26 protein-coding genes and 1 riboswitch are annotated in these 23,001 nt (G+C 54.8%); of the genes, 15 read left to right on the forward strand and 11 right to left on the reverse strand.

Annotated features, from left to right (window positions below):
• Positions 1–101: 101 nt before the first annotated feature.
• A complete protein-coding gene (locus tag CCY01nite_RS06775) occupies positions 102–593 on the reverse strand; it encodes a lipocalin-like domain-containing protein (protein WP_146859018.1) in 492 nt (163 codons plus the stop codon).
• A gap of 92 nt (positions 594–685) precedes the next feature.
• Positions 686–784: riboswitch (TPP riboswitch) on the forward strand.
• 52 nt (positions 785–836) lie between these two features.
• On the opposite strand from CCY01nite_RS06775, the gene thiS reads away from it, so the two are divergent.
• The 8 genes from thiS (at position 837) to CCY01nite_RS06815 (ending at position 8,483) form a co-directional block, all read left to right on the forward strand.
• On the forward strand, positions 837–1,040 hold the full coding sequence (gene thiS, locus CCY01nite_RS06780; protein WP_146859020.1) for a sulfur carrier protein ThiS: 204 nt from the start codon (positions 837–839) through the stop codon (positions 1,038–1,040).
• 133 nt (positions 1,041–1,173) lie between these two features.
• Complete coding sequence (thiC, locus tag CCY01nite_RS06785; RefSeq protein ID WP_146859022.1) at positions 1,174–3,024, forward strand: phosphomethylpyrimidine synthase ThiC; 1,851 nt, start codon at positions 1,174–1,176, stop codon at positions 3,022–3,024.
• 12 nt (positions 3,025–3,036) lie between these two features.
• The gene (locus CCY01nite_RS06790) at positions 3,037–3,666 is read left to right on the forward strand and encodes a thiamine phosphate synthase (RefSeq protein ID WP_146859024.1); all 630 of its coding nucleotides are present in this window, start codon (positions 3,037–3,039) and stop codon (positions 3,664–3,666) included.
• Positions 3,667–3,795: 129 nt separating this feature from the next.
• Positions 3,796–4,539, forward strand: a complete 744-nt coding sequence (locus CCY01nite_RS06795) for a hydroxymethylpyrimidine/phosphomethylpyrimidine kinase (RefSeq protein ID WP_222614321.1) — start codon at positions 3,796–3,798, stop codon at positions 4,537–4,539.
• 1 nt (position 4,540) lies between these two features.
• Positions 4,541–5,164 carry a thiamine phosphate synthase gene (locus tag CCY01nite_RS06800; protein WP_146859028.1) on the forward strand — a complete coding sequence of 208 codons (624 nt, stop codon included), beginning with the start codon at positions 4,541–4,543 and terminating at the stop codon, positions 5,162–5,164.
• 132 nt (positions 5,165–5,296) lie between these two features.
• On the forward strand, positions 5,297–6,082 hold the full coding sequence (locus CCY01nite_RS06805; RefSeq protein ID WP_146859030.1) for a thiazole synthase: 786 nt from the start codon (positions 5,297–5,299) through the stop codon (positions 6,080–6,082).
• A gap of 10 nt (positions 6,083–6,092) precedes the next feature.
• Positions 6,093–7,232, forward strand: a complete 1,140-nt coding sequence (gene thiH / locus CCY01nite_RS06810) for a 2-iminoacetate synthase ThiH (RefSeq protein WP_146859032.1) — start codon at positions 6,093–6,095, stop codon at positions 7,230–7,232.
• A gap of 42 nt (positions 7,233–7,274) precedes the next feature.
• Positions 7,275–8,483 carry an MFS transporter gene (locus tag CCY01nite_RS06815; protein WP_146859034.1) on the forward strand — a complete coding sequence of 403 codons (1,209 nt, stop codon included), beginning with the start codon at positions 7,275–7,277 and terminating at the stop codon, positions 8,481–8,483.
• Here the strand turns inward: CCY01nite_RS06815 and CCY01nite_RS06820 are convergent.
• The 5 genes from CCY01nite_RS06820 to CCY01nite_RS06840 form a co-directional block, all read right to left on the reverse strand.
• On the reverse strand, positions 8,477–8,860 hold the full coding sequence (locus CCY01nite_RS06820; protein WP_222614322.1) for a group III truncated hemoglobin: 384 nt from the start codon (positions 8,858–8,860) through the stop codon (positions 8,477–8,479). The genes CCY01nite_RS06815 and CCY01nite_RS06820 overlap by 7 nt on opposite strands.
• A gap of 74 nt (positions 8,861–8,934) precedes the next feature.
• The gene (locus CCY01nite_RS06825) at positions 8,935–9,432 is read right to left on the reverse strand and encodes a hypothetical protein (protein WP_146859036.1); all 498 of its coding nucleotides are present in this window, start codon (positions 9,430–9,432) and stop codon (positions 8,935–8,937) included.
• An 88-nt stretch (positions 9,433–9,520) separates the two neighbouring features.
• The gene (locus CCY01nite_RS06830; protein ID WP_146859038.1) at positions 9,521–10,597 is read right to left on the reverse strand and encodes an iron-containing alcohol dehydrogenase family protein; all 1,077 of its coding nucleotides are present in this window, start codon (positions 10,595–10,597) and stop codon (positions 9,521–9,523) included.
• A 59-nt stretch (positions 10,598–10,656) separates the two neighbouring features.
• Positions 10,657–11,397, reverse strand: coding sequence for a 3-deoxy-manno-octulosonate cytidylyltransferase (gene kdsB / locus CCY01nite_RS06835; protein ID WP_146859040.1), 741 nt, complete (start codon positions 11,395–11,397; stop codon positions 10,657–10,659).
• 12 nt (positions 11,398–11,409) lie between these two features.
• Positions 11,410–12,603, reverse strand: a complete 1,194-nt coding sequence (locus CCY01nite_RS06840; RefSeq protein ID WP_146859042.1) for a DegT/DnrJ/EryC1/StrS family aminotransferase — start codon at positions 12,601–12,603, stop codon at positions 11,410–11,412.
• A 100-nt stretch (positions 12,604–12,703) separates the two neighbouring features.
• On the opposite strand from CCY01nite_RS06840, the gene CCY01nite_RS06845 reads away from it, so the two are divergent.
• The 3 genes from CCY01nite_RS06845 (at position 12,704) to CCY01nite_RS06850 (ending at position 14,712) form a co-directional block, all read left to right on the forward strand.
• Positions 12,704–13,135 (forward strand): YybH family protein, encoded by a 432-nt coding sequence (locus CCY01nite_RS06845; protein ID WP_146859044.1) that lies wholly within the window; start codon positions 12,704–12,706, stop codon positions 13,133–13,135.
• 12 nt (positions 13,136–13,147) lie between these two features.
• The gene (locus tag CCY01nite_RS26845) at positions 13,148–13,465 is read left to right on the forward strand and encodes a hypothetical protein (RefSeq protein WP_246129873.1); all 318 of its coding nucleotides are present in this window, start codon (positions 13,148–13,150) and stop codon (positions 13,463–13,465) included.
• 62 nt (positions 13,466–13,527) lie between these two features.
• Positions 13,528–14,712, forward strand: a complete 1,185-nt coding sequence (locus CCY01nite_RS06850) for an N-acyl-D-amino-acid deacylase family protein (protein ID WP_246129874.1) — start codon at positions 13,528–13,530, stop codon at positions 14,710–14,712.
• On the opposite strand, the gene CCY01nite_RS06855 is transcribed toward CCY01nite_RS06850, so the two are convergent.
• The 4 genes from CCY01nite_RS06855 to CCY01nite_RS06870 all read right to left on the reverse strand — a co-directional run bounded on the left by CCY01nite_RS06855 (position 14,709) and on the right by CCY01nite_RS06870 (position 18,937).
• Positions 14,709–15,059 carry a phage holin family protein gene (locus CCY01nite_RS06855; protein WP_146859046.1) on the reverse strand — a complete coding sequence of 117 codons (351 nt, stop codon included), beginning with the start codon at positions 15,057–15,059 and terminating at the stop codon, positions 14,709–14,711. The two genes, CCY01nite_RS06850 and CCY01nite_RS06855, sit on opposite strands and share 4 nt — an antisense overlap.
• Before the next feature lie 56 nt (positions 15,060–15,115).
• The gene (locus CCY01nite_RS06860) at positions 15,116–16,399 is read right to left on the reverse strand and encodes a M16 family metallopeptidase (RefSeq protein ID WP_146859048.1); all 1,284 of its coding nucleotides are present in this window, start codon (positions 16,397–16,399) and stop codon (positions 15,116–15,118) included.
• 9 nt (positions 16,400–16,408) lie between these two features.
• Positions 16,409–17,647, reverse strand: a complete 1,239-nt coding sequence (locus CCY01nite_RS06865) for a M16 family metallopeptidase (RefSeq protein WP_146859050.1) — start codon at positions 17,645–17,647, stop codon at positions 16,409–16,411.
• Between the two features lie 81 nt (positions 17,648–17,728).
• Complete coding sequence (locus CCY01nite_RS06870) at positions 17,729–18,937, reverse strand: aspartyl protease family protein (protein WP_146859052.1); 1,209 nt, start codon at positions 18,935–18,937, stop codon at positions 17,729–17,731.
• A gap of 106 nt (positions 18,938–19,043) precedes the next feature.
• Between CCY01nite_RS06870 and mqnC the strand changes: the two genes are divergently transcribed.
• The 3 genes from mqnC (at position 19,044) to CCY01nite_RS06885 (ending at position 21,649) form a co-directional block, all read left to right on the forward strand.
• Positions 19,044–20,168, forward strand: a complete 1,125-nt coding sequence (gene mqnC / locus CCY01nite_RS06875; RefSeq protein ID WP_146859054.1) for a cyclic dehypoxanthinyl futalosine synthase — start codon at positions 19,044–19,046, stop codon at positions 20,166–20,168.
• A gap of 188 nt (positions 20,169–20,356) precedes the next feature.
• Positions 20,357–21,004, forward strand: a complete 648-nt coding sequence (locus CCY01nite_RS06880; protein ID WP_146859056.1) for a hypothetical protein — start codon at positions 20,357–20,359, stop codon at positions 21,002–21,004.
• Between the two features lie 102 nt (positions 21,005–21,106).
• Entirely contained in the window at positions 21,107–21,649 is a 543-nt protein-coding gene (locus CCY01nite_RS06885) for a GNAT family N-acetyltransferase (protein ID WP_146859058.1), read from the forward strand.
• Positions 21,650–21,701: 52 nt separating this feature from the next.
• On the opposite strand, the gene CCY01nite_RS06890 is transcribed toward CCY01nite_RS06885, so the two are convergent.
• Positions 21,702–22,595: a hydroxypyruvate isomerase family protein gene (locus CCY01nite_RS06890; RefSeq protein ID WP_146859060.1), complete on the reverse strand. Its 894-nt coding sequence runs from the start codon at positions 22,593–22,595 to the stop codon at positions 21,702–21,704.
• Positions 22,596–22,693: 98 nt separating this feature from the next.
• On the opposite strand from CCY01nite_RS06890, the gene CCY01nite_RS06895 reads away from it, so the two are divergent.
• A complete protein-coding gene (locus tag CCY01nite_RS06895; protein ID WP_146859062.1) occupies positions 22,694–22,999 on the forward strand; it encodes a hypothetical protein in 306 nt (101 codons plus the stop codon).
• The last annotated feature ends 2 nt before the right edge of the window (positions 23,000–23,001 follow it).

Consider the following 23,001-nt stretch of genomic DNA (forward strand, 5'->3'; position numbering starts at 1 on the left):
GGGGCTACAAGTTCCTCTTTTCGGGTGCCGGCGTAAAAACCGTAACCTGATGAAGAAAACCTCCCGAATCCGGATCGGGGAACTTGCCACGCAACTTTAACTTATTTCTTCCCTTTGCGCTGCCGCGTGAACTTCTCCAGGTAACCCGGTACGGCGCTGGTAGGGAAAAGCACCAGCACACTATCGTTCAGCGTCTTTACCAGCATGGTATCGATCGCAGGGGCCGGATTCTCTACACCTTCCGCGTGGCTCCACAATATCAGCGTATCATGAGCAAGTTTCCATTTGTCGTACAACAGCGTATGCATGTTGATGGATACCGCTTTGCCGTTCTTCCGGAGGTCCATTCCCTGCAAAATGCTGTCAATCCCCGGCACCGGCTGCATCCACCTGCCCGGCAGTAACGTTGAATCCACTTCCGTTTTTGTTGTATCCAGTAATGTTGCTACGGAATCAGGCTCCTGCATGCCGGGATTCTCCGGGAACGTCTGGCTGTTCTCCTGCACAGTATCAGTTTCTTTTGCCGCCTGCTGTTTAGGTTGACAGGCCGCCAATATCAGCGTCAGGCCGGCGATCACACTGGGTTTGATCATACTGGAATGTTTACGGGTCAGTTACAGATGCCTCAAAGATAATGCTAAATGCCGGTCCGCATTTGGAATTTGAAAAACAAGGCGGTAGATTTACACTGCTTTAGGGGTGTTCCGGGCAACCGGAACTGAGATGATACCCTCAGTCACCTGATGCAGTTCACACTGCCGTAGGGAAAAGTAAAACTGAACTCCTTCTCATCTACATCCTTAAAGTTTATTGTTTCACCTAAACTCCTTGCAAACATGGAAGTGCTTGTAAACAATAAACTTTATGCGGTGCAGCCGGAAACAACCGTTACTGCACTCTTACAGTTTATTCAACTCTCATCGCTCAATGGCATTGCCGTCGCCATTAATCAACGGGTAGTCCCGAAGCCCGACTGGCCGGGCACGCAGCTTCATCCGGATGACCGTGTAACCATTATCCAGGCTACACAGGGCGGTTGATTTTTTTGTTGACCGGCTTCCGGTTTACAATTAAGCATCCTTGCGTCGCACTCTTCAGCGTCACGCGCAATATTCAGCGCGGAAAAACTTTCCATTTATCGCCGCCACACCACGCGGCACAATCACTATTATCATGAAAAACAGCATCAGCCGGGAACCATTTCCCGCCTCCAGGAAAATTCACGTCAGCGGCTCCCGGCACAACATCAGCGTAGCCATGCGGGAAATAACGCTCACGGATACACGTTTACATGGTCGCCACGGTGAAACCGCGCCCAACCCTCCGGTGACCGTATACGATACCAGCGGTCCATACACCGATCCTGAAGCCCACATCGACGTGCGCAAAGGCTTGCCCCGCCTCCGCGGGGAGTGGATCACCGGCCGCGGCGACGTGCAGCAGCTGGAAGATTTTACCTCCCGCTATGGCCGCGAAAGACTGGCCGATCCCGCGCTGCAGCACCTTCGCTTCGAACATCTGCGCCTGCCATATAAAGCCAAACCCGGCGGCAACGTATCACAAATGCACTACGCGCGCAAAGGCATCATCACACCGGAGATGGAATACATCGCCATCCGCGAGAACCAGCGCGCGGAGGAACTTTTTACGGCAGACAACCAGCTCTGGCATCAGCATAAAGGCAACAACTTCGGCGCCGGCATGTCCACCGGCTGGATCACACCGGAATTTGTAATGCAGGAAGTCGCCGCCGGCCGCGCCATTATCCCCTCCAATATCAATCATCCCGAAAGCGAGCCCATGATCATCGGGCGTAACTTCCTCGTAAAGATCAACGCCAACATCGGCAATTCCGCCGTTACTTCCGGCATCGAAGAAGAAGTGGAAAAAGCCGTATGGGCCTGCCGCTGGGGCGCCGATACCATTATGGACCTCAGCACCGGCAAACACATCCACGAAACCCGCGAATGGATCATCCGCAACAGCCCCGTGCCTATCGGCACCGTGCCCATCTACCAGGCGCTGGAAAAAGTGAACGGCAAGGCGGAAGACCTCACCTGGGAGCTTTTCCGCGACACCCTGATAGAACAGGCGGAGCAGGGCGTGGACTACTTTACCATCCATGCCGGCGTACTGCTGCGGTATATACCGCTCACGGCTAAACGAATGACGGGGATCGTTTCCCGCGGAGGTTCCATCATGGCAAAGTGGTGCCTCGCACATCATAAAGAAAGCTTCCTCTACACCCATTTTGATGAGATCTGCGAGATCATGAAAGCCTACGATGTGGCGTTTTCCCTCGGCGACGGCCTTCGCCCCGGCTCCATCGCAGACGCGAACGACGCCGCGCAGTTCGCGGAGCTGGAAACGCTCGGCGAGCTGACCAAAGTGGCCTGGGAACAGGATGTGCAGGTGATGATCGAAGGGCCGGGCCATGTGCCCATGCAGCTCATCAAGGAGAATATGGACAAACAGCTGAAGCATTGCCACGAAGCGCCCTTCTACACCCTCGGCCCGCTGACCACCGATATCGCACCGGGCTATGATCACATCACGTCCGCCATCGGCGCGGCCATGATCGGCTGGTTCGGCACCGCCATGCTCTGTTACGTAACGCCCAAGGAACACCTCGGGCTTCCCAACCGCGAAGACGTAAAGCAAGGCGTGATCACCTACAAGCTGGCGGCGCATGCGGCGGACCTCGCCAAAGGGCACCCCGGCGCCCAGCACCGCGATAACGCGCTCAGCAAGGCCCGCTTCGAGTTCCGCTGGGAAGACCAGTTCAACCTTTCCCTCGATCCCGATACGGCGCGCAGCTACCACGACGAAACACTGCCCGCCGAAGGCGCAAAAGTGGCGCATTTCTGTTCCATGTGCGGCCCTCATTTCTGCTCCATGAAGATCACGCAGGAAGTGCGCGAATTTGCCGCCGGCAAGGGCGTGGACGAGCAGGAAGCCCTGAAGGCCGGGATGGAAGAGCAATCAAAGGCTTTCATCGGGCAGGGAGGAGAGATCTATTCATAATGTGCCCTTAACATGCAACATATGATCTGGGTCATCACATCACCGGAACGGATAAACGAAGAAGCCATGCGCATCAATCATCTCATGTCTGAGGTGGACGTACTCCTGCTGCGCAAGGCCGGCTGGACGCCGGGTGAATACGCCGTACTCCTTGAACAGGTACAGCCACGCTACCGCCGCCGCATCATGATCGCGGAGCAGCCTGATCTGTTGCAGGAATACGGATTGATGGGACTGCACATCAGCGAGCGCACCCGGCTGGGAAGTACGCCCGAACGCCTCGCACGCTATACCGCACTCGGTTCGCCGCTCAGTACGTCCATTCATCAACCGCATTGTCCCGGTAAGATGTGGCGGCATTTGCTGTTAGGCCCGGTGTTCGACAGCATTTCCAAACCGGGATATACTGGTAAAGCAGCGCAGATGACCAACATCCCTGCCAACGCGCTGGCCATCGGTGGAATAGCGGCATCCAACGCGGGGGCCGTCAGTGCCATGGGGTTCAGCGGCGTGGCCGTGCTGGGGGCTATCTGGCAGGGGAACGGCGACCCGGCGGAGATTTGCCGGAGTATTAAAGCAGCGTGGAATGAGGGGCGGCGTGGTACCGCAACGGAACCGTTTACCCATACGGGCTCGCGATAATGCCAGCCATACGAAAAAAGGCGCAGCCGAACGGAGAAAAACAAATACGGGTCATCCTCCAACAAAAATGAGGACGATAGCAGTAACAGCATTAAAAAAATCAACGACCAGCATTCCATGGAAATGACAATGCACAAACCATACGTGATGAGCCTCGCGGGCCTCGACCCCTCGGGCGGCGCCGGCCTGCTGGCGGATATCAAGACCTTCGAGGCGCAACGCACTACCGGCCTCGGCGTCTGCACCGCATTGACCATGCAAACGGACGATGAGTTCCTCGGTGTTGAGTGGATACCGCCCCACCGGATCATCGCCCAGGCCACGCCGTTGCTGGAGAAATTCCTGGTACAGTTCTGCAAAATAGGACTGGTGGCGCATCCCGATGTACTGCTGGAAGTTTTACCCGCCCTGCGCGCCGTCCGTCCCGGGCTGCAGTTCATCCTGGACCCGGTGCTGAAAGCCTCCGCCGGATACACTTTCCACGCAGCGCTCATCCGGCAATGGGAAGCGGTGCTGCCATACATCTACCTGCTTACGCCCAACTACGAAGAAGCCATCGCCATGAGCGGAATGCCCGACGGAGAACAGGGCGCAAAAAAAATGGCTGCACACTGCGCCGTGCTGCTGAAAGGCGGTCACCGTCCGGATAAACCGGGCTGGGATAGTCTGTATAACGGCAACGGACACACGGATTTTCAGCCGTTGTCAACAGATGCCTTTCCGAAACATGGTTCCGGCTGCGTGTTGTCCGCCGCCATCACGGCATCGCTCGCCAAAGGCATGCACTTGCAGGAAGCCTGCGCGGCGGGAAAAAATTATACCCTTCATTATTTACAAAGCAGCCCCGCACTGTTGGGGCATCATCATTTTTAACATGGAACATCTTTTATACATCTCGCAGCAAACAGCCACCGCTTCGCATACGGACAATATCCGCGCCGCCTGCGACGCTGGGTGCCGCTGGATACAGCTGCGGGTAAAATCTCCGGACAATGCGCTCCGCGAACAGCTGGCACACGAAGCCAAAACCATCTGCGATGAATACGGCGCGCTCCTCTCCATCAACGATCATCCGGCCCTGGCCGCGGCAGTCAATGCCTACGGCGCCCATGTGGGTAAAGACGACATGCCGGTGCAGCAAGCCCGCGCCGTCGCCGGCACACACAGCTGGCTCGGCGGAACGGCCAATACGCTCGATGACGTGCTGACGCATGTAGCTGGTGGAGCGGATTACATCGGCATGGGGCCTTACCGGTTCACCACCACCAAAGAAAAATTGAGCCCGGTACTCGGATTGGAAGGCTATCAGCAAACAATCGCGCATTTGCGAAAGATGGACGTTCACATTCCGGTTGTGGCCATCGGCGGCATCCTGCTGGAAGACATTCCGGGGTTAAAAGCAGCGGGCGTCAGCGGCATTGCTGTATCCGGACTGATCACCCATGCGGTGAACAAAAAGCGGGTGGTAGAACAGATCAAACAGTTATGGATGGACTGAAAGCGGCGCCTTCCCGGGAAACGCAACAGCAATATTCACCTGGACGCAGAAGCCATGCGCACATCCGACCGGCACAACGCCTCGATGCACATGCTCTGTCTATTTTCAAACAGACTCACAACACGCAATCTTATGCAACAACTGATCATTGCCGGCCGAACCTTCGGCAGCCGGCTTTTCACCGGCACCGGCAAATTTGGTTCCGTCAGCACGATGGAACAGGCGATACTCGCCTCCGGCTCGGAACTGGTAACGGTAGCGCTTAAACGAATTGATGCCGGCAAACCGCAGCAGGACGATATGCTGCAGCACCTGCAACATCCGCATATTCACCTTTTGCCCAACACCTCCGGCGTACGCACGGCAAAAGAAGCGGTATTCGCGGCGCAGCTGGCGCGCGAAGCGATGGACACCAACTGGATCAAGCTGGAGATCCACCCCGATCCGAAATACCTGCTGCCGGACCCGGTGGAAACGCTGGAAGCGGCCACAGCATTGGTGAAACTCGGTTTCGTAGTATTACCCTACGTGCATGCGGACCCTGTGCTTTGCAAACGGCTGGAAGAAGCAGGCGTTGCCGCGGTAATGCCGCTCGGCGCTCCTATTGGCAGTAACAAAGGCTTGCGCACGCTGGATTTCCTGGAGATCATCATCGCGCAGAGCAATGTGCCGGTGGTGGTGGATGCGGGCATTGGCGCGCCGTCCCACGCGGCGCAGGCCATGGAAATGGGCGCGGACGCAGTGCTGGTGAACACCGCCATTGCCGTGGCGCATCAACCGGTGAAGATGGCGGCGGCATTCCGCAAAGCGGTGATAGCCGGCAGGGAAGCGTATGAAGCCGGATTGGGAAGCGTCAGCACGCAGGCGCATGCCAGCAGCCCCTTGCTGGCATTCCTGGATGAAGAGCCTTTACAATAAAAATGACCGTATGAGCTTTGAGAATATTTTCCGGCAATACGCCTGGGAAGACGTGAAAGCGTCCATCTACACAAAAACTCCGCGTGACGTGGAATCAGCGCTGGCACGGAAACACCGTACCCTCGAGGATTTCATGGCGCTGATCTCTCCCGCGGCAGCGCCATACCTGGAACAGATGGCCGCCATGAGCCGGCAACTGACGCAGCAGCGGTTCGGCAAAACCATCCAGCTGTATGTTCCGCTGTATTTGTCCAACGAATGCCAGAACATCTGTACCTATTGCGGGTTCAGCTACGACAACCAGCTCCGGCGCAAAACGCTGACGGGCGCGGAGATCCTGCAGGAAATCTCCGTGATCCGCAGCATGGGATATGAACACGTGCTGCTGGTAACAGGGGAAGCGAACCAGTCTGTAGGAATGGATTACTTTAAAAAAGTGCTGCCGGTCGTGCGCGGACATTTTTCACAGGTGTCCATGGAAGTGCAGCCGATGGACCGGGAAGACTACGAACAGCTGATCCCCCTCGGGCTGCATACCGTGCTGGTATACCAGGAAACATACCATGAAGAGGATTACCGCAAACATCATCCGAAAGGTAAAAAATCGCGCTTCGGCTACCGCCTTGAAACACCGGACAGGCTGGGGCAGGCAGGCATTCACAAAATCGGGCTGGGCGTGCTCATCGGGCTGGAAGACTGGCGCACGGACAGCTTTTTTACAGCCCTTCACCTCGATTACCTGCAACGTACCTACTGGCAAACCCGCTACAGCATTTCCTTTCCGCGCCTGCGGCCATTTTCCGGCGGCCTCGCCCCGAAGGTAGACATGCGCGACCGGGAACTGGTGCAGCTGATCTGTGCGTACCGGCTGCTGAACGAGGACCTTGAGCTGAGCCTGTCCACCCGCGAACCTGAAAAGTTCCGGGACCACCTGGTGCAACTGGGCGTTACCACCATGAGCGCCGGTTCCAGAACGAACCCCGGCGGCTATGCGGTGGACCCGCAATCACTGGAACAATTCGAGATCAGCGATGAGCGAAGCGCACAGGAAGTGGCAGCGATGATACGGGAACAGGGCTATGAAGCGGTGTGGAAGGACTGGAATGCATTTTCGGCAAAGCCATTCCTCCCGGACGAACCTCATTCATAAAACACTTGCCGCAGATTCACGCCTTCCCGCTAACTTTGCGGCATGGATCAGCAGAAGGGAAAGGTTTACACCCTGCAATTCTGGTTGCTTTGCTTCAGCAACCTGCTATTTTCGGCCAGTTTTAACATGATGATCCCCGAGCTGCCGGCTTATCTGACAAGCCTCGGCGGGGAAGATTACAAAGGGTATATCATCGGGTTGTTCACGCTTATGGCGGGATTATCCAGGCCATTCAGCGGCAAGCTCACGGACACGATCGGGCGGGTGCCGGTGATGGTGTTCGGTTCTCTCGTTTGTGTTATCTGCAGCCTGTTATACCCGCTCGTCAGCTCCGTAGGAGCTTTTCTTTTGCTCCGCTTTTTCCATGGCTTTTCCACCGGCTTCAAGCCTACCGGCACTTCCGCTTACGCGGCGGACCTCGTGCCTTACACCCGCCGCGGGGAAGCGATGGGCATCGTGGGATTGTTCAGCACCATCGGGCTTTCGCTGGGGCCCTCTATCGGCGGGCAGCTGGCGCACATGTGGGGCATCATGGCGATGTTCCGCATATCGGCTGCTTTTGCCCTGCTGTCTGTCGTAATATTGATCGGGATGAAGGAAACGTTGCATAACAGGCAGACCTTCAGTCCCACTTTATTGAAGATTTCCCGCCACGAGATATTCGAGCCGCTGGTCTGGGCGCCGGTGGTCATCACATTTCTGACTTACTTCAGTTACGGCGCGCTGCTTACCATTATCCCGGATTTCAGCGCATATCTCGGCATGGAAAACAAAGGGCTGTTCTTTACTTTCTTCACGGCCAGCTCCATTGCGATCCGGCTGCTGGCGGGCAAGGCGTCCGACCGGTTTGGCCGTGTGCCCATGCTGAAGATCTCCGCCACGCTCATGGCTGTTTCCATGTTGATGATCGGGCTGGCGCAAACGCCTGCGGCGCTGATAGCGGGCGCGTTGGTATATGGCGTGTCACTGGGTATCAATTCGCCGGCCGTAACGGCCTGGACGATCGACCTGGGAAGGCCGGAGCACCGGGGGCGTGCGTTGGGAAGCATGTATATTGCGCTGGAAGCGGGCATCGGGCTGGGCGCCTTCTGTTCCGCGGAATGGTATAACAACAAACCGGAGCATTTCTCCACCGTATTTTACATCATGGCGGCGGTGACCATATTCGCCACCATCTACCTGGTGTTCATCTACCGTAACAAATATGTGCGTTACATGCGCAGAAGCCTCAAGATCCGCTCGCGTCACTGAGCGCGGTAGATCCCTCTTTCAAACAATATCTTGCTGAGGAATACCTGCGCAATGGAGGCCGCTTTCACCCGCGCCGTGGAAGCCCGTGGCCCGGTGAACAGCTCGTCCAGCGTCTGGCTCCACAGCGTCACCCATTGATCAAAATGTTTGCCGTCTACCGGCAGCGTGCGGTGCTTGGGGAAGGGACGCCCCTGGTATTCCATGATGCCGAGCAGCTGCGCGCCCCAGAAACGGTACATCGTTTCCAGGTGCGGCCCCCAGGCATCAGGCGCGATACGCTCCTCGAAGATCGGGCCGAGCAACGCATCCTGCCTGATCTTGCCGTAAAACGTATTCACCAGCAGCTGTATATCGGCCATTGTTTCAATATCTCTCATGATAATGCAAAGTTCCGCATTTTCTGCCAATCCGGCGATGACCGTCGTCATCCCCGGGCACGATCCCGCTAACATCAATGCTTGTGCCGCACAAAACCGATCTCGTCCCGCGCGTCATTTTCCCACTGTATCATTTCATGAAGGAATTTCTCAATGTAACGGTTCACATTTTCCTCTGTAAGCTCCTCCGGCTCTATGGTTTCCAGCATTTCGGCCTTTGTCTTTTCATCGCTCATCCCATCGATACAAGGAAAGTTGATCCAGACCACGATCTGCCCGTTACGGGTTTGGGAATAGGATAAAAATCCACCTACCTTCATTTTCTGCACCAGGCTGAATTGCGACTGCTCCACAATGCCGCTCGGCTCCGCATCGAATACGAGGTAAACGGATTCCAGGTTCTGCAGAATTTCGTTGACGCCCACTTTCCATTTGAGCTTGCACTTCTCCGCGATGCCGTTAAGGTATTTCAGCAGGAAGGGTTTTGAATTGAGCTGCCAGTGCTGGCGCCTGTCCTGCGTTTTGAGCAGTGAATGCGCATATTGCGCGGCGAGGTTCGTAATATTTTCCATACGCTTGTTAAATGCATTGAGGCTGACGCAGGTAACCGGAAGCATGTATCTTCCGCGCCACTTGCATCAGCCTCAATGTCTTTTTTTATTACAGTTGTTCGTACAATTTCCTTAACCGGTCGCGGGTCATTTGCTGCTGCCAGTCCTTGCCCAGCGCGTTTTCCCACAATGGCGCCAACCCCATCGACACATCGATCATCTTTTCAAAATCATCATCAGACAATCCTTTTGTGATATGCTGCGGAATGGCTACCTGGTGCTTTTCCACCATCTGCTTGAATTCCTTCACGCCTGCCGGATAAAATTCTTCCAGCTTGTCGAACACGATGCAGTTGCCCACGCCGTGTTTGGTGCCGAGCAGATAGCTCAAGCCGTAGCTCACCGCATGCGCCACGCCTACCTGTGAATAGGCGATGCTCATGCCGCCGGCATAGGACGCCATCATCAGCTTTTCATCGGAATCATCGTCCCATACGTCTTTATGCAGGTAGATCTCCTGGCAAAGCTCCAGCGCCTTTTCTCCGTAAGAACGGCTGAAAGCGTTGAGGTACGTGCCTTCCAGGGATTCGATGCAATGAATGTAGCAGTCCATCGCGGTATAGAAACGCTGGTTGACGGGAGCGTTCTTGATCAGCTCGGGGTCCAGCACGATCTGGTCGAAGGGCGTGTAATCGGAGTTCATGCCCAGCTTTTTCGTGGGGCCCGTCAGTACCGTTGTGCGGCTCACTTCCGCGCCGGTGCCGGACAAGGTGGGGATGCCCACTTTGTATACGGCCGGTTTTTTAATGAGGTCCCATCCCTGGTAGTCCGCGGAGGAACCGGGGTTGGTCATCATCAGGGAAACGGCTTTGGCCATGTCCATCGTGGAGCCGCCGCCGATGCCGATGATGCCGCTCACTTCCCCGAACTCCGCTTTCAGCTCGTCCCGCAGGCGGTCCACATACACGGTTTTGGGTTCGTGCGTTACATCAATGAATACGACTTTATCTTTTCCGCGCAGGGGAATGCGGGAAACGAACGGCTGGTTGCCTTCAAAGAAATGATCCACAAAAAAGATCATCGGGGCGTCGCCTTTGCGGTGCGGGGCGATGATCTCGTCCAGCTGGTTAAACGCGCCGCGCCCGAAGATAACGTAGCCTACCAGCTTAAAGTTTCTGAATTTCATCTGTCAATAATTGATTTTTCAATGCCGCCTTGCGCGGGTGGCCAGGCTTCATATAACGTTTAGTGCTCTCCGTTCAGCAGCCTGGAAGCTCTTTCCAGGTCTTCCGGCGTATCTATTTCCACGCCCATGTATTCGGTCACCACCATTTTCATGGGGATGCCGTTTTCGATGTAGCGGAGGCATTCTATTTTTTCGGCGGCTTCCAGCATGCTCACGGGTGTTTTGGTGAACTGCAGCAGCGCGTTCCGGCGGAAGGCATAGATGCCGATATGTTCGTAGTACGTGGGATCTTCGGAAGTATCGCGGGGATAGGGGATCACGGAACGGGAAAAGAACAGCGCGTTGAAGTTCTTGTCTACCGCCACTTTCACGAAGTTCGGATCTTCAATGTCGTTCCAGTCGGTCATCTCCTGCATGAGCGAAGCCACCTGCACGTTTTTCCCTTCTTCTCCTTCAAATACTTTCATCAGCTTTTCCAGCGGCTCCTTTTGCGTAAAGGGCGTGTCGCCCTGCACGTTCACCACAATGTCCACATCCTCCATCGTTTCCACGGCTTCCGCGATACGGTCGGAACCGCTCGCGTGCTCGCGCTTGCTCATCACGGCCTTGCCGCCGTTCTGCACGATCTCGTCATAAATAACTTCACTGTCCGTTACCACCATCACTTCGTCAAAAACGCCGGTGCCGCGCACGGCGTCATAAGTACGCCAGATAACGGTCTTGCCGGCGAGCACGGCCATCAGCTTGCCCGGAAAACGGGTAGCTGCATAACGGGCGGGAATCAATGCTATTTTCTTCATGGGTCGGTTGGATTATAAAACGCTTTTCACTGCATTCACCAGTTTGCCCGCCTTTTCGCGCAGCTCTTCATCCGTCCAGGCGAGGCTGATAGGGAAAGAGATGCAGCGGCTGATGATCGCATCGGAAGCGGGGAATTCCTTTGTTTTGTATACTTCCATCGCTTTTGCCAGCGGCGCGGCGAAGGGATTGAGCGTGGCGCCTTCCTTAAAGTGGTTCCACTTGCGGAAGTAATGCCAGTTATTGTCGAACCAGTAGAACGCGGGCAGTCCGGCTGCTTTGATAGCGGCTGTTGCGGCGCGGGCCGTGTCTGCATCCGGCAGGAAGAAAGAAAGGTGCGTAGCGCTGTCTCCCGCTTCATCGGGGATGCGGCGGAAGGTCACCTGCGGAATTTCGCTCATGGCGGATTTCAGCACTTCCTTGTTGTTACGCAGGATAGCCAGAAAGCGGTCCAGCTTGCGGATCTGCGCCAGGCCCACGGCGGCGTGCAGTTCGGAAATGCGAAAGTTGAAGCCCAGGTGCGGGTGGCCGTCCGCGCCGCGGTCTGCCCCGCCGAGATGGTCGTGGCCATGATCCGAGTAAGCATCTGCTTTGGTGTATACCGCTTCATCGTTGGTGATGATGGCGCCGCCTTCCGCGCAGGTGATCGTTTTCACAAAGTCGAACGAGAAAGTGCCGGCGTGGCCGATCGATCCGAGGGCTTTGCCTTTGTAAGTGGCGCCGGTGGACTGACAGGCGTCTTCCAGCAGCAGCAATTTATGTTCGCGGCAAATATCCAGCAGCGCATCCATGTCCGCCATGGAACCGCACATGTGCACGGGCATTACCGCCTTGGTCTTTGGTGTAACGGCCGCTTTTACGGCTGCGGGGGCGAGGGTGAGCGTATCGTCAACATCCACCAGCACCGGCGTGGCGCCAACGGACAGCACGGCTTCAAAACTGGCTACAAAAGTGAAGGTGGGCATGATCACTTCATCGCCCGCACCGATGCCCAGCGCCGCCATGGCGGTGGTCAGGGCCGTGGTGCCGCTGGAGGTCAGCTGCGCATACTTTACATTGAACCTTTCGCAAAGCGCCTGCTCCAGCTCCTTTGCCTTCCAGATCCCTTTACGGGGACCATCAAATCCATACCGCATGTAGATGCCTGTTTCGAGGACATCATTTACTTCTTTCTTTTCTTCAGCGCCAAATAATTCAAATCCTGGCATATTGATCAATTTTTTATTTTCCGGAACAATGGTGCAAAGGTAGTACAATCAAGGTATGCATAAATGATAAAAACTGATTATCTTTTGCTAAAAATTTACCATGCGTTCATTCGTCATTATCATAGCCCTATTTGCGCTCACCGCTCAATTGCCCGCCCGTGGCCAGTCCAACGACGTTGCACGGATAAAGGCCCTGATGGATACGCAGACCCGGGCCTGGAACGCGGGGGACATTGAAGGTTTTATGACTACCTACTGGCGCTCGGACTCGCTGCTTTTCATCGGCAAAAAGGGCCTGACCTACGGCTGGCAGGCCACCCTGGAAAATTACAAAAAGAATTACCCGGATAAAACCGCGATGGGTACGCTGACTTTTGACCTGCTGGAGTTTAAAAAAATGGCGGCGGATGCGTATTTTGTAGTAGGCAAATGGACGCTCACCAGGACCATCGGCGATCTCTCGGGGCATTTTTCGCTCGTGATACGGAAGATCGGCGGGGACTGGAAGATCACTGCCGACCACAGCAGCTAAAATAAATTCTGTATGATAAAGCCCCACTTTCTCTGGTGTATTCTCGCGGCGTGGGTTCCCTGCAAGGCGCAGGACTGCGACCTGCTGATCCGCAATGCAAAGATCATCGACGGCACCGGCAACTCCTGGTATCATGGCGACCTCGCGGTGAAAGACGGACGCATCCTGCAAACAGGCCGGCTGCCATCAACGCTAACGGCTAAACGAACAATTGACGCGAGCGGGCTCGTGGCCGCGCCGGGCTTTATTGACGTGCATACGCATATCGAAGGGGATGATTTTAAAATACCCACGCGGATAATTTCATTCACGACGGCGTTACCTCCGTGATCACGGGTAACTGCGGCTCTTCACACACCGATCTCGGCAGATATTTTTTTCAGCTGGACAGTATGAAGCTCTCCATCAACGTAGGTTCGCTGATCGGCCATAACGATGTGCGCCGGACGGTGATGGGCAGCACGGACCGCGCGCCCAGCGCGGAGGAACAGCAAAAAATGGAAGCGGTGGTGGAGCAAGCGATGAAAGACGGCGCGGTGGGATTGTCTACCGGGCTGATCTACCTCCCCGGCCTGTACGCCCGCACGCCGGAAGTGGTGGGCATGGCCAAAGTGGCGGCGAAATACGGCGGCGTGTACGCCACGCATATGCGCAACGAAGCAGACGCGGTGGAAGCGGCGATCAACGAAGCGCTGACCATCGGCCGCGAAGCGGCTATTCCCGTGGAAATATCTCATTTCAAGATCGGCGGCAAACAAAACTGGGGCCGCTCGAAAGTGACGGTGGCGATGGTGGAAAAAGCAAGAAAAGAAGGGCTGGACGTAACCATCGATCAATATCCCTATACCGCCAGCAGCACCAGCCTCCGCACCATGCTGCCGGACTGGGCGCTTTCCGGCGGATCGGATTCCATTACCTGGCGGCTGAAAGAGCCTTCCATCCGCCGGCGCATTGCGGACGAAATGGTGAACCTTTATAAACGCCGGAAGCTGAAGCACCTGGATTACGCGGTGGTGGCCTATTACAAAGCAGACACTACATTGAACGGGAAAAATATCAAAGAGATCAACCAGCTCAAAGGGAAACGCTCCCGGCTCAAGGAAGAGGTGAATACCGTGCTGGACCTGCTGGCGCAGGGAAATGCGGGCATGGTGTTCCACGGCATGAGCGAAGAAGATGTAAAATACATCATGCAGTATCCGTTCAACATGTTCGCATCCGACGCGAGCATCCGGGAATATAATGTGGGCGTGCCGCATCCGCGGGGCTATGGCACCAATGCGCGGGTGCTTGGAAAGTATGTGCGGGAAGAAGGTGTGCTGCGCCTGGAAGAAGCCATCCGCCGGATGACCTCCCTCCCCGCACAGAAGTTCCGCCTGCAGCACCGGGGATTGCTGTTGCCGGGTTATGCGGCGGACATCGTGATCTTTGATCCCGCTACGGTAAGGGATCTTTCCACCTACACCGCGCCGCATCAATATTCCACCGGCTTTCAATATGTACTTGTAAACGGACAGCTTACATTGGAGAAGGGCCGCCATACCGGCGTCCGCAATGGAGCGATCTTAAAACATTAATCCTTGTCCGTACCGGGCCCGAGAGAAAGCATAATGCTGCTGATAATGGACAGCACAACGCTGAAGAGCAGCGCCCACCAGAAGTTATCTACCTTGAAACCTTTCACCAGACTGCCGGCCCACATCACGATCAACGCATTAATGACCAGCAGGAAAAGCCCCAGCGTAACCACCGTTACCGGCAGGGTGAGGATCACCAGCACTGGCTTTACGATCAGGTTCAGCAAACCCAATACGATCGCTACCAGCAAAGCAGTGGTAAAACTGTCGATAGAAACCCCGGGCAGAATATACTGCGTGAGCAATGCTGCGAGTGCGGTAACGAGTATGCGGATGAGTATTCCCATAGTCAGGCGTTTATGATACTATCAAATTACAAAAATCCGGGGCAGAATGTTCAACCCTATATCACGATCAGCTCGTAAAAATCTTCCCTGTTATAATACTGCTTCGCAAGCTGCTGGAGCTCTTCCGCCGTGATGGTCTTGATCGTACGGATATTGTTATAGAAGTAATTTTCGTCGAGATCATTCAGGATGAGGTTCTTCCAGCGCTGTATCACCTGGAAGGCGCCGTCCAGGTCGCCCAGGATGGAACCGATCATGAAATTGCGCACCAGGCTCAGCTCTTCTTCGGGAATGATCTCCTGCTGCAGCAGCTCCAGTTCCTTGTAGACTTCCGCTACCGTCGCTTCGCAAACATCGCGGCCGGCTTCCGTATGAATATTGATGGCACTGGCCTGCCGGAAATTGTAGAGCTGTGAATTGATACCGTAGGTATATCCTTTTTCTTCCCGGATATTGCTCATCAGCCTTGACCCGAAATATCCGCCGAAGATCGTGTTCAGCACGAGCATTTTTGAAAAGTCGGGATGATAGCGGTTGGGGAATGGCCGCGCGATCCGCACCGCGCCCTGCACGCCATTTTCATCGTTAAAAATGCGGTACTTCTTTTCTTCGGCGGGCAGGATGGGCAGTTCCGGCCGCAGCAGGGTGTTCTCGCCATTCCATTGGGTGCTGCCGAAATATTTGTTCAGCAGCGGAATGATGTCGTCAGGAAGATTGCCTGCCAGGAATATTTTGCAGTTGTTGTACGTGTAGTGATGCTTGTAAAATGCACGCAGCGATTCGGCCTGCAGCGCATCGTAGGCTTCCATGCTGCTTACGCGGCCATAGGGATGAAATTCTCCGAAAAGATATTTATCGATATGGCGGTTGGCCACGAACTCACATTTCTGGAGGTTCACGGCCAGCTTCTGTTTCATGTTCTGCGTGTAGATGCCCAGCTCTTCTTCGGGAAAAACGGGATCGAGTATTACTTCCTGCAGCACGGGCAGCAGCGCGGCGGCGTGTTTGGTAAGGCAATGCAGGGTAAAGGTAGCGTTCTCATGGAAAGCGTTCCTGTTGAGGTATGCGCCGTAATACTCTGTCATTTCATTGATCTCCAAAGCGGAGTGCTGGCTGCTGCCGTTCTTCATGAGGAAGTTGGTGGCGGTGGCTACCAGCGATTCCGTTTCGAACCAGCTGCCGGCGGGAAATACCAGTTCCAGCTGCAGTGTTTCCTGCTCGGCGGAGCGGATCACGTATACGGGAATGCCATTGTCCAGCGTAAACAGCTCATACGGTTTCAGCAACAATTCAAATTCAACGGCGTCTTTTATAGCGGGTGCCTGTCTTCTGTTGATCATGGTTCGTACCTAGTTTCCTGCGTAATAGTGAATGGTGTTGGAGTTCTTTTCAGAAAATATGATCTGCGCTTCGTTGTGGATGTCCGCCGTTGTCACGCGCTCATAATGTTCAAACTCCCTGTTCATGAATGCGGCATCGCCCATCAGCTCGTAGTAGGCGAGGTTGTTGGCGCGGTTGAGCAGGCCCATGTCTTCAAAAGCGAGCATGCTTTCCACGCGGTTTTTCACCTTTTGCAGCTCTCTTTCGGAAATGACTTCCTGCTGCAGCTTGTCCAGCTCCTCCTGGATGCCTTTCTCCGCATCTTTCATCTTCACCCCTTTTATCAGCTTGCCTTCGATGGACAGCAGGCCGGCATCCAGACTGCCGAAGTGGGAACAATCGATATTGCTGAACAGCTTCTTTTCTTTCACGAGCACCTGGTGCAGGCGGGACGAGCCGCCGCCGCTGAGAATGTCCGATATCAGGTCTGCCGTATAGTACCGCTGGTCCTGCCGCGGGTAGATGTGATACGTTTTGTAGAGGGCGTCCAGCGGCACTTTGCTGCTTACTTCCAGCAGGTGCGATTCTGTTTGCGCGGGCTCTACCGGGAGGTTACGCAGATATTTTTCGCCGGCGGGAATGTCGCCGAACCACTTTTCCGCGAGGGCTTTCACCTGTGCGGTGGTTACCTTGCCGGCCACGGAAAGGATAGCGTTCACGGGGCGGTAATGCCGGAAAAAGAAGGCTTTTACGTCATCCAGCCGGGCGTCTTCGATGTGCGACAGCTCCTTCCCGATGGTCATCCAGCGGTAGGGATGGCTGCGGTAGGCGAGTTCGCGCATCTTGTGCCATACATCGCCATAGGGCTTGTTGATGTAATGCTCTTTAAATTCCTCGCATACTACTTTGCGCTGCACGTCCAGGCTCTTTTCAGAAAAGGCGAGGGAGAGCATGCGGTCGCTTTCCAGCCAGAACGCGGTTTCCAGGTTCTCGGCGGGCAGCTCTATGTAATAATTGGTAAGGTCGTTGGTGGTGTAGGCATTGTTTTCGCCGCCGGCCATCTGCAGGGGCTCGTCGTATTCGGGGATGTTAACGGAACCTCCGAACATCAGGTGCTCGAACAAATGCGCAAAACCTGTCTGCGCGGGGTTCTCATCCCTCGCTCCCACATCGTACAGAACGTTTACCACGGCCATCGGCGTGGTGTTGTCTTCATGAACGATCACGCGCAGGCCGTTGGACAAAGTGAATTTATTGAAATGGATCATATGCTCATTATAAATAGAAATACGGCGCTCCCCTGTTCCAGGTTGCGCCCAAACATACAAATTTACGACAAATGACGTTAGCTACAATATGCTGCGGATGGGCAGCTTTTTGAGCAGCAGCTCTCCGTCCCGCATCAGGAGCAGGGTTGGGCGGGTGCCGATGTTCTTCAGCTGGTCCCGGTAGATCTGGAGGTTGTTCGTGAAGTTATTGTTCACGGCCAGGATGAAGTCCCCGATCCTGAAGCCGGCTTTCTCCGCGGGGGAGCCTTTTATCACATCCGTGACCTCTATCCGTCCGTCTATCAGGTAGATGATCAGCCCGGTATAAGAATAGTCGAACTGGTCGCGGAAATGCGTATTGGGCATCAGGTAAATCTCTTTGCGGGCGTAGTTGAGCGTGAGGTTGAACCGCCGCAGCAGGTCGTTCCCGATCATGCCGCCCAGCGAGGGATAAGACGTGATATTGGTCACATCGTCGAACAGATAAGTGGGCACATTGCGGAAATTGTAGGTGCCTACCCTGAATTCGCTGATGGTGGTGATGAACATCTGCATTTTGCCGCCGAGGCCCTGCGCTTCCGTGGGTATCACCTTCACTTTCCGCCGCATCAGCAGGGCGCTGTCTTTCACGAACTGGGTGCTGAGCAGCAGGCACATGCCGGCGCCGGTATCGAAATAATAACGGTGGAGCGCTTCACGCTTGCCGCTCCGCAGCGGGGAAGTGACCACGGGGATGAAAGTAAGGTTGGGCTTCATCAGGTGCCCGCCACGCGGATATTTGAAACGGCCATGCGTATATACCACGATCTCTTCCTTGTCATAATCCACCTGTACGATAAACTTGCTCAGGAAGCTGTAGCCGATGATGCCGTCTATCCGGATGCCGTATACCTGGCTGATCAGCTTGTAGTCGTTGATATGGAAATCCAGGCTGTCTATGGTGAGGCCGGGGAAGTGCAGGGAGTGGTCGTGGGCGAAAGAGATCACCTTGCTGGCGCCGAGGCCGCGCACGATCTTGTCGGACGGCGTGAGGGGGATGTTGAGCATCAGGCAGGTGCTGGTATCCAGCGAAATGCCGGCGCTGCCCGTATCCAGGAGGAACTGAAGGGTATCCGGATATTGGTCCAGCTTAGCCTGCAGCACTACTACGCCGCCATAATATTGCCTGAAGGGGAAACGGGTGACGAACTGGGCTTCGGGACCATCTTCGATGTCCTCCTGTGCCTGTGCGGTAAAACTGCACAGTAATAGGCCAAGGATACATACGTGGATAAAATTCTGGTTGCGCATAACAATAGTAGGCTCTCCCCCTTAAATTTAACATTTTACTTCCTGAATACCGCAGCGGATTTATACAAACGGCAAAATGTCCACTTTTCTTACCTTTGGTGTCAAGATGCAATTACAGGATTTATACAAGAAGGCACAGCAATTTGAGTTCCTGACGGCGGAGGAAGGCGTGTACATGTTCGAGCACGCTCCCCTGGCGGAACTGATGCAGATCGCAAATGAGCTGAGGAAGCAGCAGGTACCGCATGGCAAGGTGACCTGGCAGATAGACCGCAACGTGAACACCACGAACGTATGCACCGCCAACTGCAAGTTTTGCAATTTTTACCGGATTCCCGGGCATGCGGAGGCATATATCACGGACATTGAAGAATACAAGCGCAAGATCGACGAAACGCTCAAATACGGTGGCGACCAGCTGCTTTTGCAGGGCGGCCATCACCCGGACCTCGGCCTGAGCTTTTATGTGAATCTTTTCCGGGAGCTGAAGCAGCTGTATCCTGAATTGCGGCTGCATACCCTCGGCCCCCCCGAAGTAGCGCACATCACCAAGCTGGAAAAAAGCACGCACATTGAAGTGCTGCGCGCCTTGCAGGAGGCGGGAATGGACAGCCTTCCCGGCGCCGGCGCGGAAATACTGAACGACCGCGTACGGCGACTGATCTCCAAAGGAAAATGCGGGGCGCAGGAGTGGCTGGACGTGATGCGGGCAGCGCACAAGCTGAACATCGCCTCGTCCGCTACCATGATGTTCGGCCACGTGGAAACCGTGCTGGAACGCTTCGAGCATCTGGTGGCCATCCGCCAGGTACAGAGCGAAAAGCCCGAAGATCACTACGGCTTCACCGCCTTCATCCCCTGGACCTTCCAGGATGTGGACACCCTGCTGGCCCGTATCCGCGGCGTACATAACATGACCACTTCCGAAGAATACATCCGCATGATCGCGATGAGCCGCATCATGCTGCCGAATATCAAAAACATACAGGCGTCCTGGCTGACGGTAGGCAAGGCCGTGGCGCAGTTGTGCCTGCATGCGGGCGCTAATGACTTCGGGTCTATTATGATAGAGGAGAATGTGGTGAGCGCCGCGGGAGCGCCGCACCGCTTTACGTACAAAAGCATCCAGGATGCGATCCGCGAAGCGGGATTCGAGCCGCAATTGCGTACGCAGCTGTACCAGTTCAGGGAAATACCGCCGCAGATCGAAGAGCAGGTGATCAATTACTAACAACGTTTTTTCACCCCTTTTATTGCGTCGTTCCCAATAACAACCGATTGTTTCAAATATCCTGAAAGGGCCGCCCAGGCCCTTTTTTCATTACTTTAACAGTTCCGTCAAATTATTGTTAAAGCCGGCAGGCCCATGTATCTTTTGCCCCCTGTTCTCCGTCTAATAGGTATAAAAACACTAGAGCGATGAAGAATAAAACAAGATTTTTAAGCTTAGGAGTGCTGGCAGGACTGGTGTTATTCCTGGCTTCCTGTTCCGGCACCAAAGTCACTTCCTCCTGGAAGGACCCGGAAGTGAAGCTGGACCAGCATCAGAAGATCATGGTACTGGCACTGGTGAATGATAGACAGGACGCGCTGAGAAAGAACATTGAAGCGGAAATGGTCGCCCAGCTGAAACAACGCGGTTACGATGCCGTGCCGGCATTCGCTACCTACCGGCAGCAGGACTTCAAGGGAATGGACGAACAAAAGGCGATCCGCAAGATCCGCAAAAATAATATCGACCAGGTGCTGACCATCGTGATGAAAGATAAGTCCAAAGAAAAAAGCTACGTGCCGGGCAATGGTTTTTACGGCCCTTACCCGATGTATTACGGGCGCTTCTGGCCTTATTACGGGATGATGTACGACCGGATCTACCGTCCGGGTTACTACACCACCAACACCCGCTACTTCCTGGAAGGCAATCTCTATAGCATGAACGACAACAAGCTGTTGTACTCCGTGCAAACGGAAACTTTCGATCCTTCCTCCGCCGCAAGGATGGCCGTGGTATACAGCCAGCAGGTGGTGAAGGATATGACAAGGCAGCAGCTTATTACCAGACGTTAGCGTAGTACAGTACAGTCATAATCAAAATCAACAGGTGATCTTCCTCCGTGGAGATTGCCTGTTGGTGTTTTAAGCGGCTTTGTTTACCTTACCGGCCCTGATATGCTGGAACTTAATGTAAACGAACATACGAAGCTGCGGCAGTTGACAGTGGAGCAGGCGCCTGTGCTGTTCCAGCTGATACACTCGTCCCGCAAAAGCCTGCGGCGCTTCCTGCCCTGGGTGGATTATAATACCACGGAAGAACATTCCCTCCGGTTCATTGAGCTGATGCAGCGCAAGGCGGACGAAGAAGAAGCGGTTGCCTTCGGCATCTGGCACCATGATGTGTTATGCGGCGTGATCGACCTTCATGGATGGGACCATGCGCTGCAGAAAGCGGAGATCGGTTACTGGCTGGGACCCGGCCACCAGGGAAAAGGCATTGCCCTCAGCAGTTGCAAGACCCTTATCGGCTATGCTTTTGCGGCATTGCGGCTGAACAAGGTGGAGATCCGCTTTGTGCTGCAAAACGACAAAAGCGCACAGATCCCCATACGGCTCGGATTTACCAAAGAAGGCATCCTCCGGCAAAGCGCAAAGCTCCACGGGCACTATGTGGACATGGTGGTGATGGGAATGTTGCGGAAAGACTGGAAATATTGAAGGCCGGGATGCCCCGGCCTTCGAAAGATATCAAGGAAGCATTTTTCGATCGTCAGATATCGCAGATGCCCACCGCCTGCTTCAGGGAAGCCAGCTTGTCCGGGCGCTTCGGCACGAATTCCTGCGCTACAAAACCTTTGAACCCGGTATCATACACCGCCTGCATAATGGCGGGATAGAACAATTCCTGCGTTTCATCGATCTCGTTGCGGCCCGGCACGCCGCCGGTGTGGTAGTGCGCGATATATTGCTGGTTTTCACGGATCGTGCGGATCACATCTCCTTCCATGATCTGCATGTGATAGATATCGTATAACAATTTGAAGCTGTCTGAACCGATCGCCTTGCACAGCTCCACGCCCCATGCGGTATGATCGCACTGGTAATCATGGTGGTCCACTTTGCTGTTGAGCAGCTCCATCACCAGCACGACCTTTTTCTTTTCGGCGTAGCTGATCACTCTTTTCAGGCCGGTGGCGCAGTTTTCGATGCCCTGCTCGTCGCTCAGCCCGTCCCGGTTACCGGAAAAGCAGATGAGGTTGGTGAATCCGGCGTTGGCCGTTTCATCGATCATCTGCTCATAATATTCCACCAGCGGATCGTGATGCTCCAGGCGGTTCCAGCCGCGGGTGATACCCCAGTCCTTGTTATTGCTGGCCACCATGGCGCAGGTAAGGTCATATTTCTTTGCCGTGGCAAAGTCATTCGGCGCCAGCAGGTCGATGGACTGAATGCCCATCTCGCTGGAAGCTTTGCACAGCTCTTCCAGGGGAATGCCGTTGTAACACCAGGCACAAACGGAGTGGTTGATCTTGCCTTTCAGTTTTTCGCCGACCGCATTTTCGTGCGCGGAAACACGGTTTGCGAGCGAGGAGAGCGCAGTACTTGCTAATGCCATGGTTGCTACTTTTTTGATCGCATCCCTGCGGGAGTTATGCGTAGTCATATTCACGTGGTTTACAGAGGTGAATTTAACAGAATTTTTTAGTCTTTAAAAGTAACATTTTGGTAGGCTATTTGATTATACTATGAAAACGTGTTGTAATGGAAAGAAAAAATACCCCCAGTTTGATCGTTTGCCTGGTGATGGACCTGATCGGATGCCTGAGCTACGCGGTGCCTTTGCTCGGTGAAGTGAGCGACGTGATCTGGGCGCCGATATCCGCGATCGTCTTCTACAGACTGTTTGGCGGGCCGGTGGGGATGTTCGGCGGATTGTTCAACTTCATTGAAGAGCTGTTCCCGGGCATCGACTTTATTCCCACTTTCACGATCAGCCGCCTGGTAGTATACCTCCTGCAGCAGCGGCAATCGTACAATAACAACCTGCAGGCCGGCAAGCGGGCCTAGCT

Origin of the sequence: Chitinophaga cymbidii (assembly GCF_007992715.1) — a bacterium.
GTDB classification, from domain to species: domain Bacteria; phylum Bacteroidota; class Bacteroidia; order Chitinophagales; family Chitinophagaceae; genus Chitinophaga; species Chitinophaga cymbidii.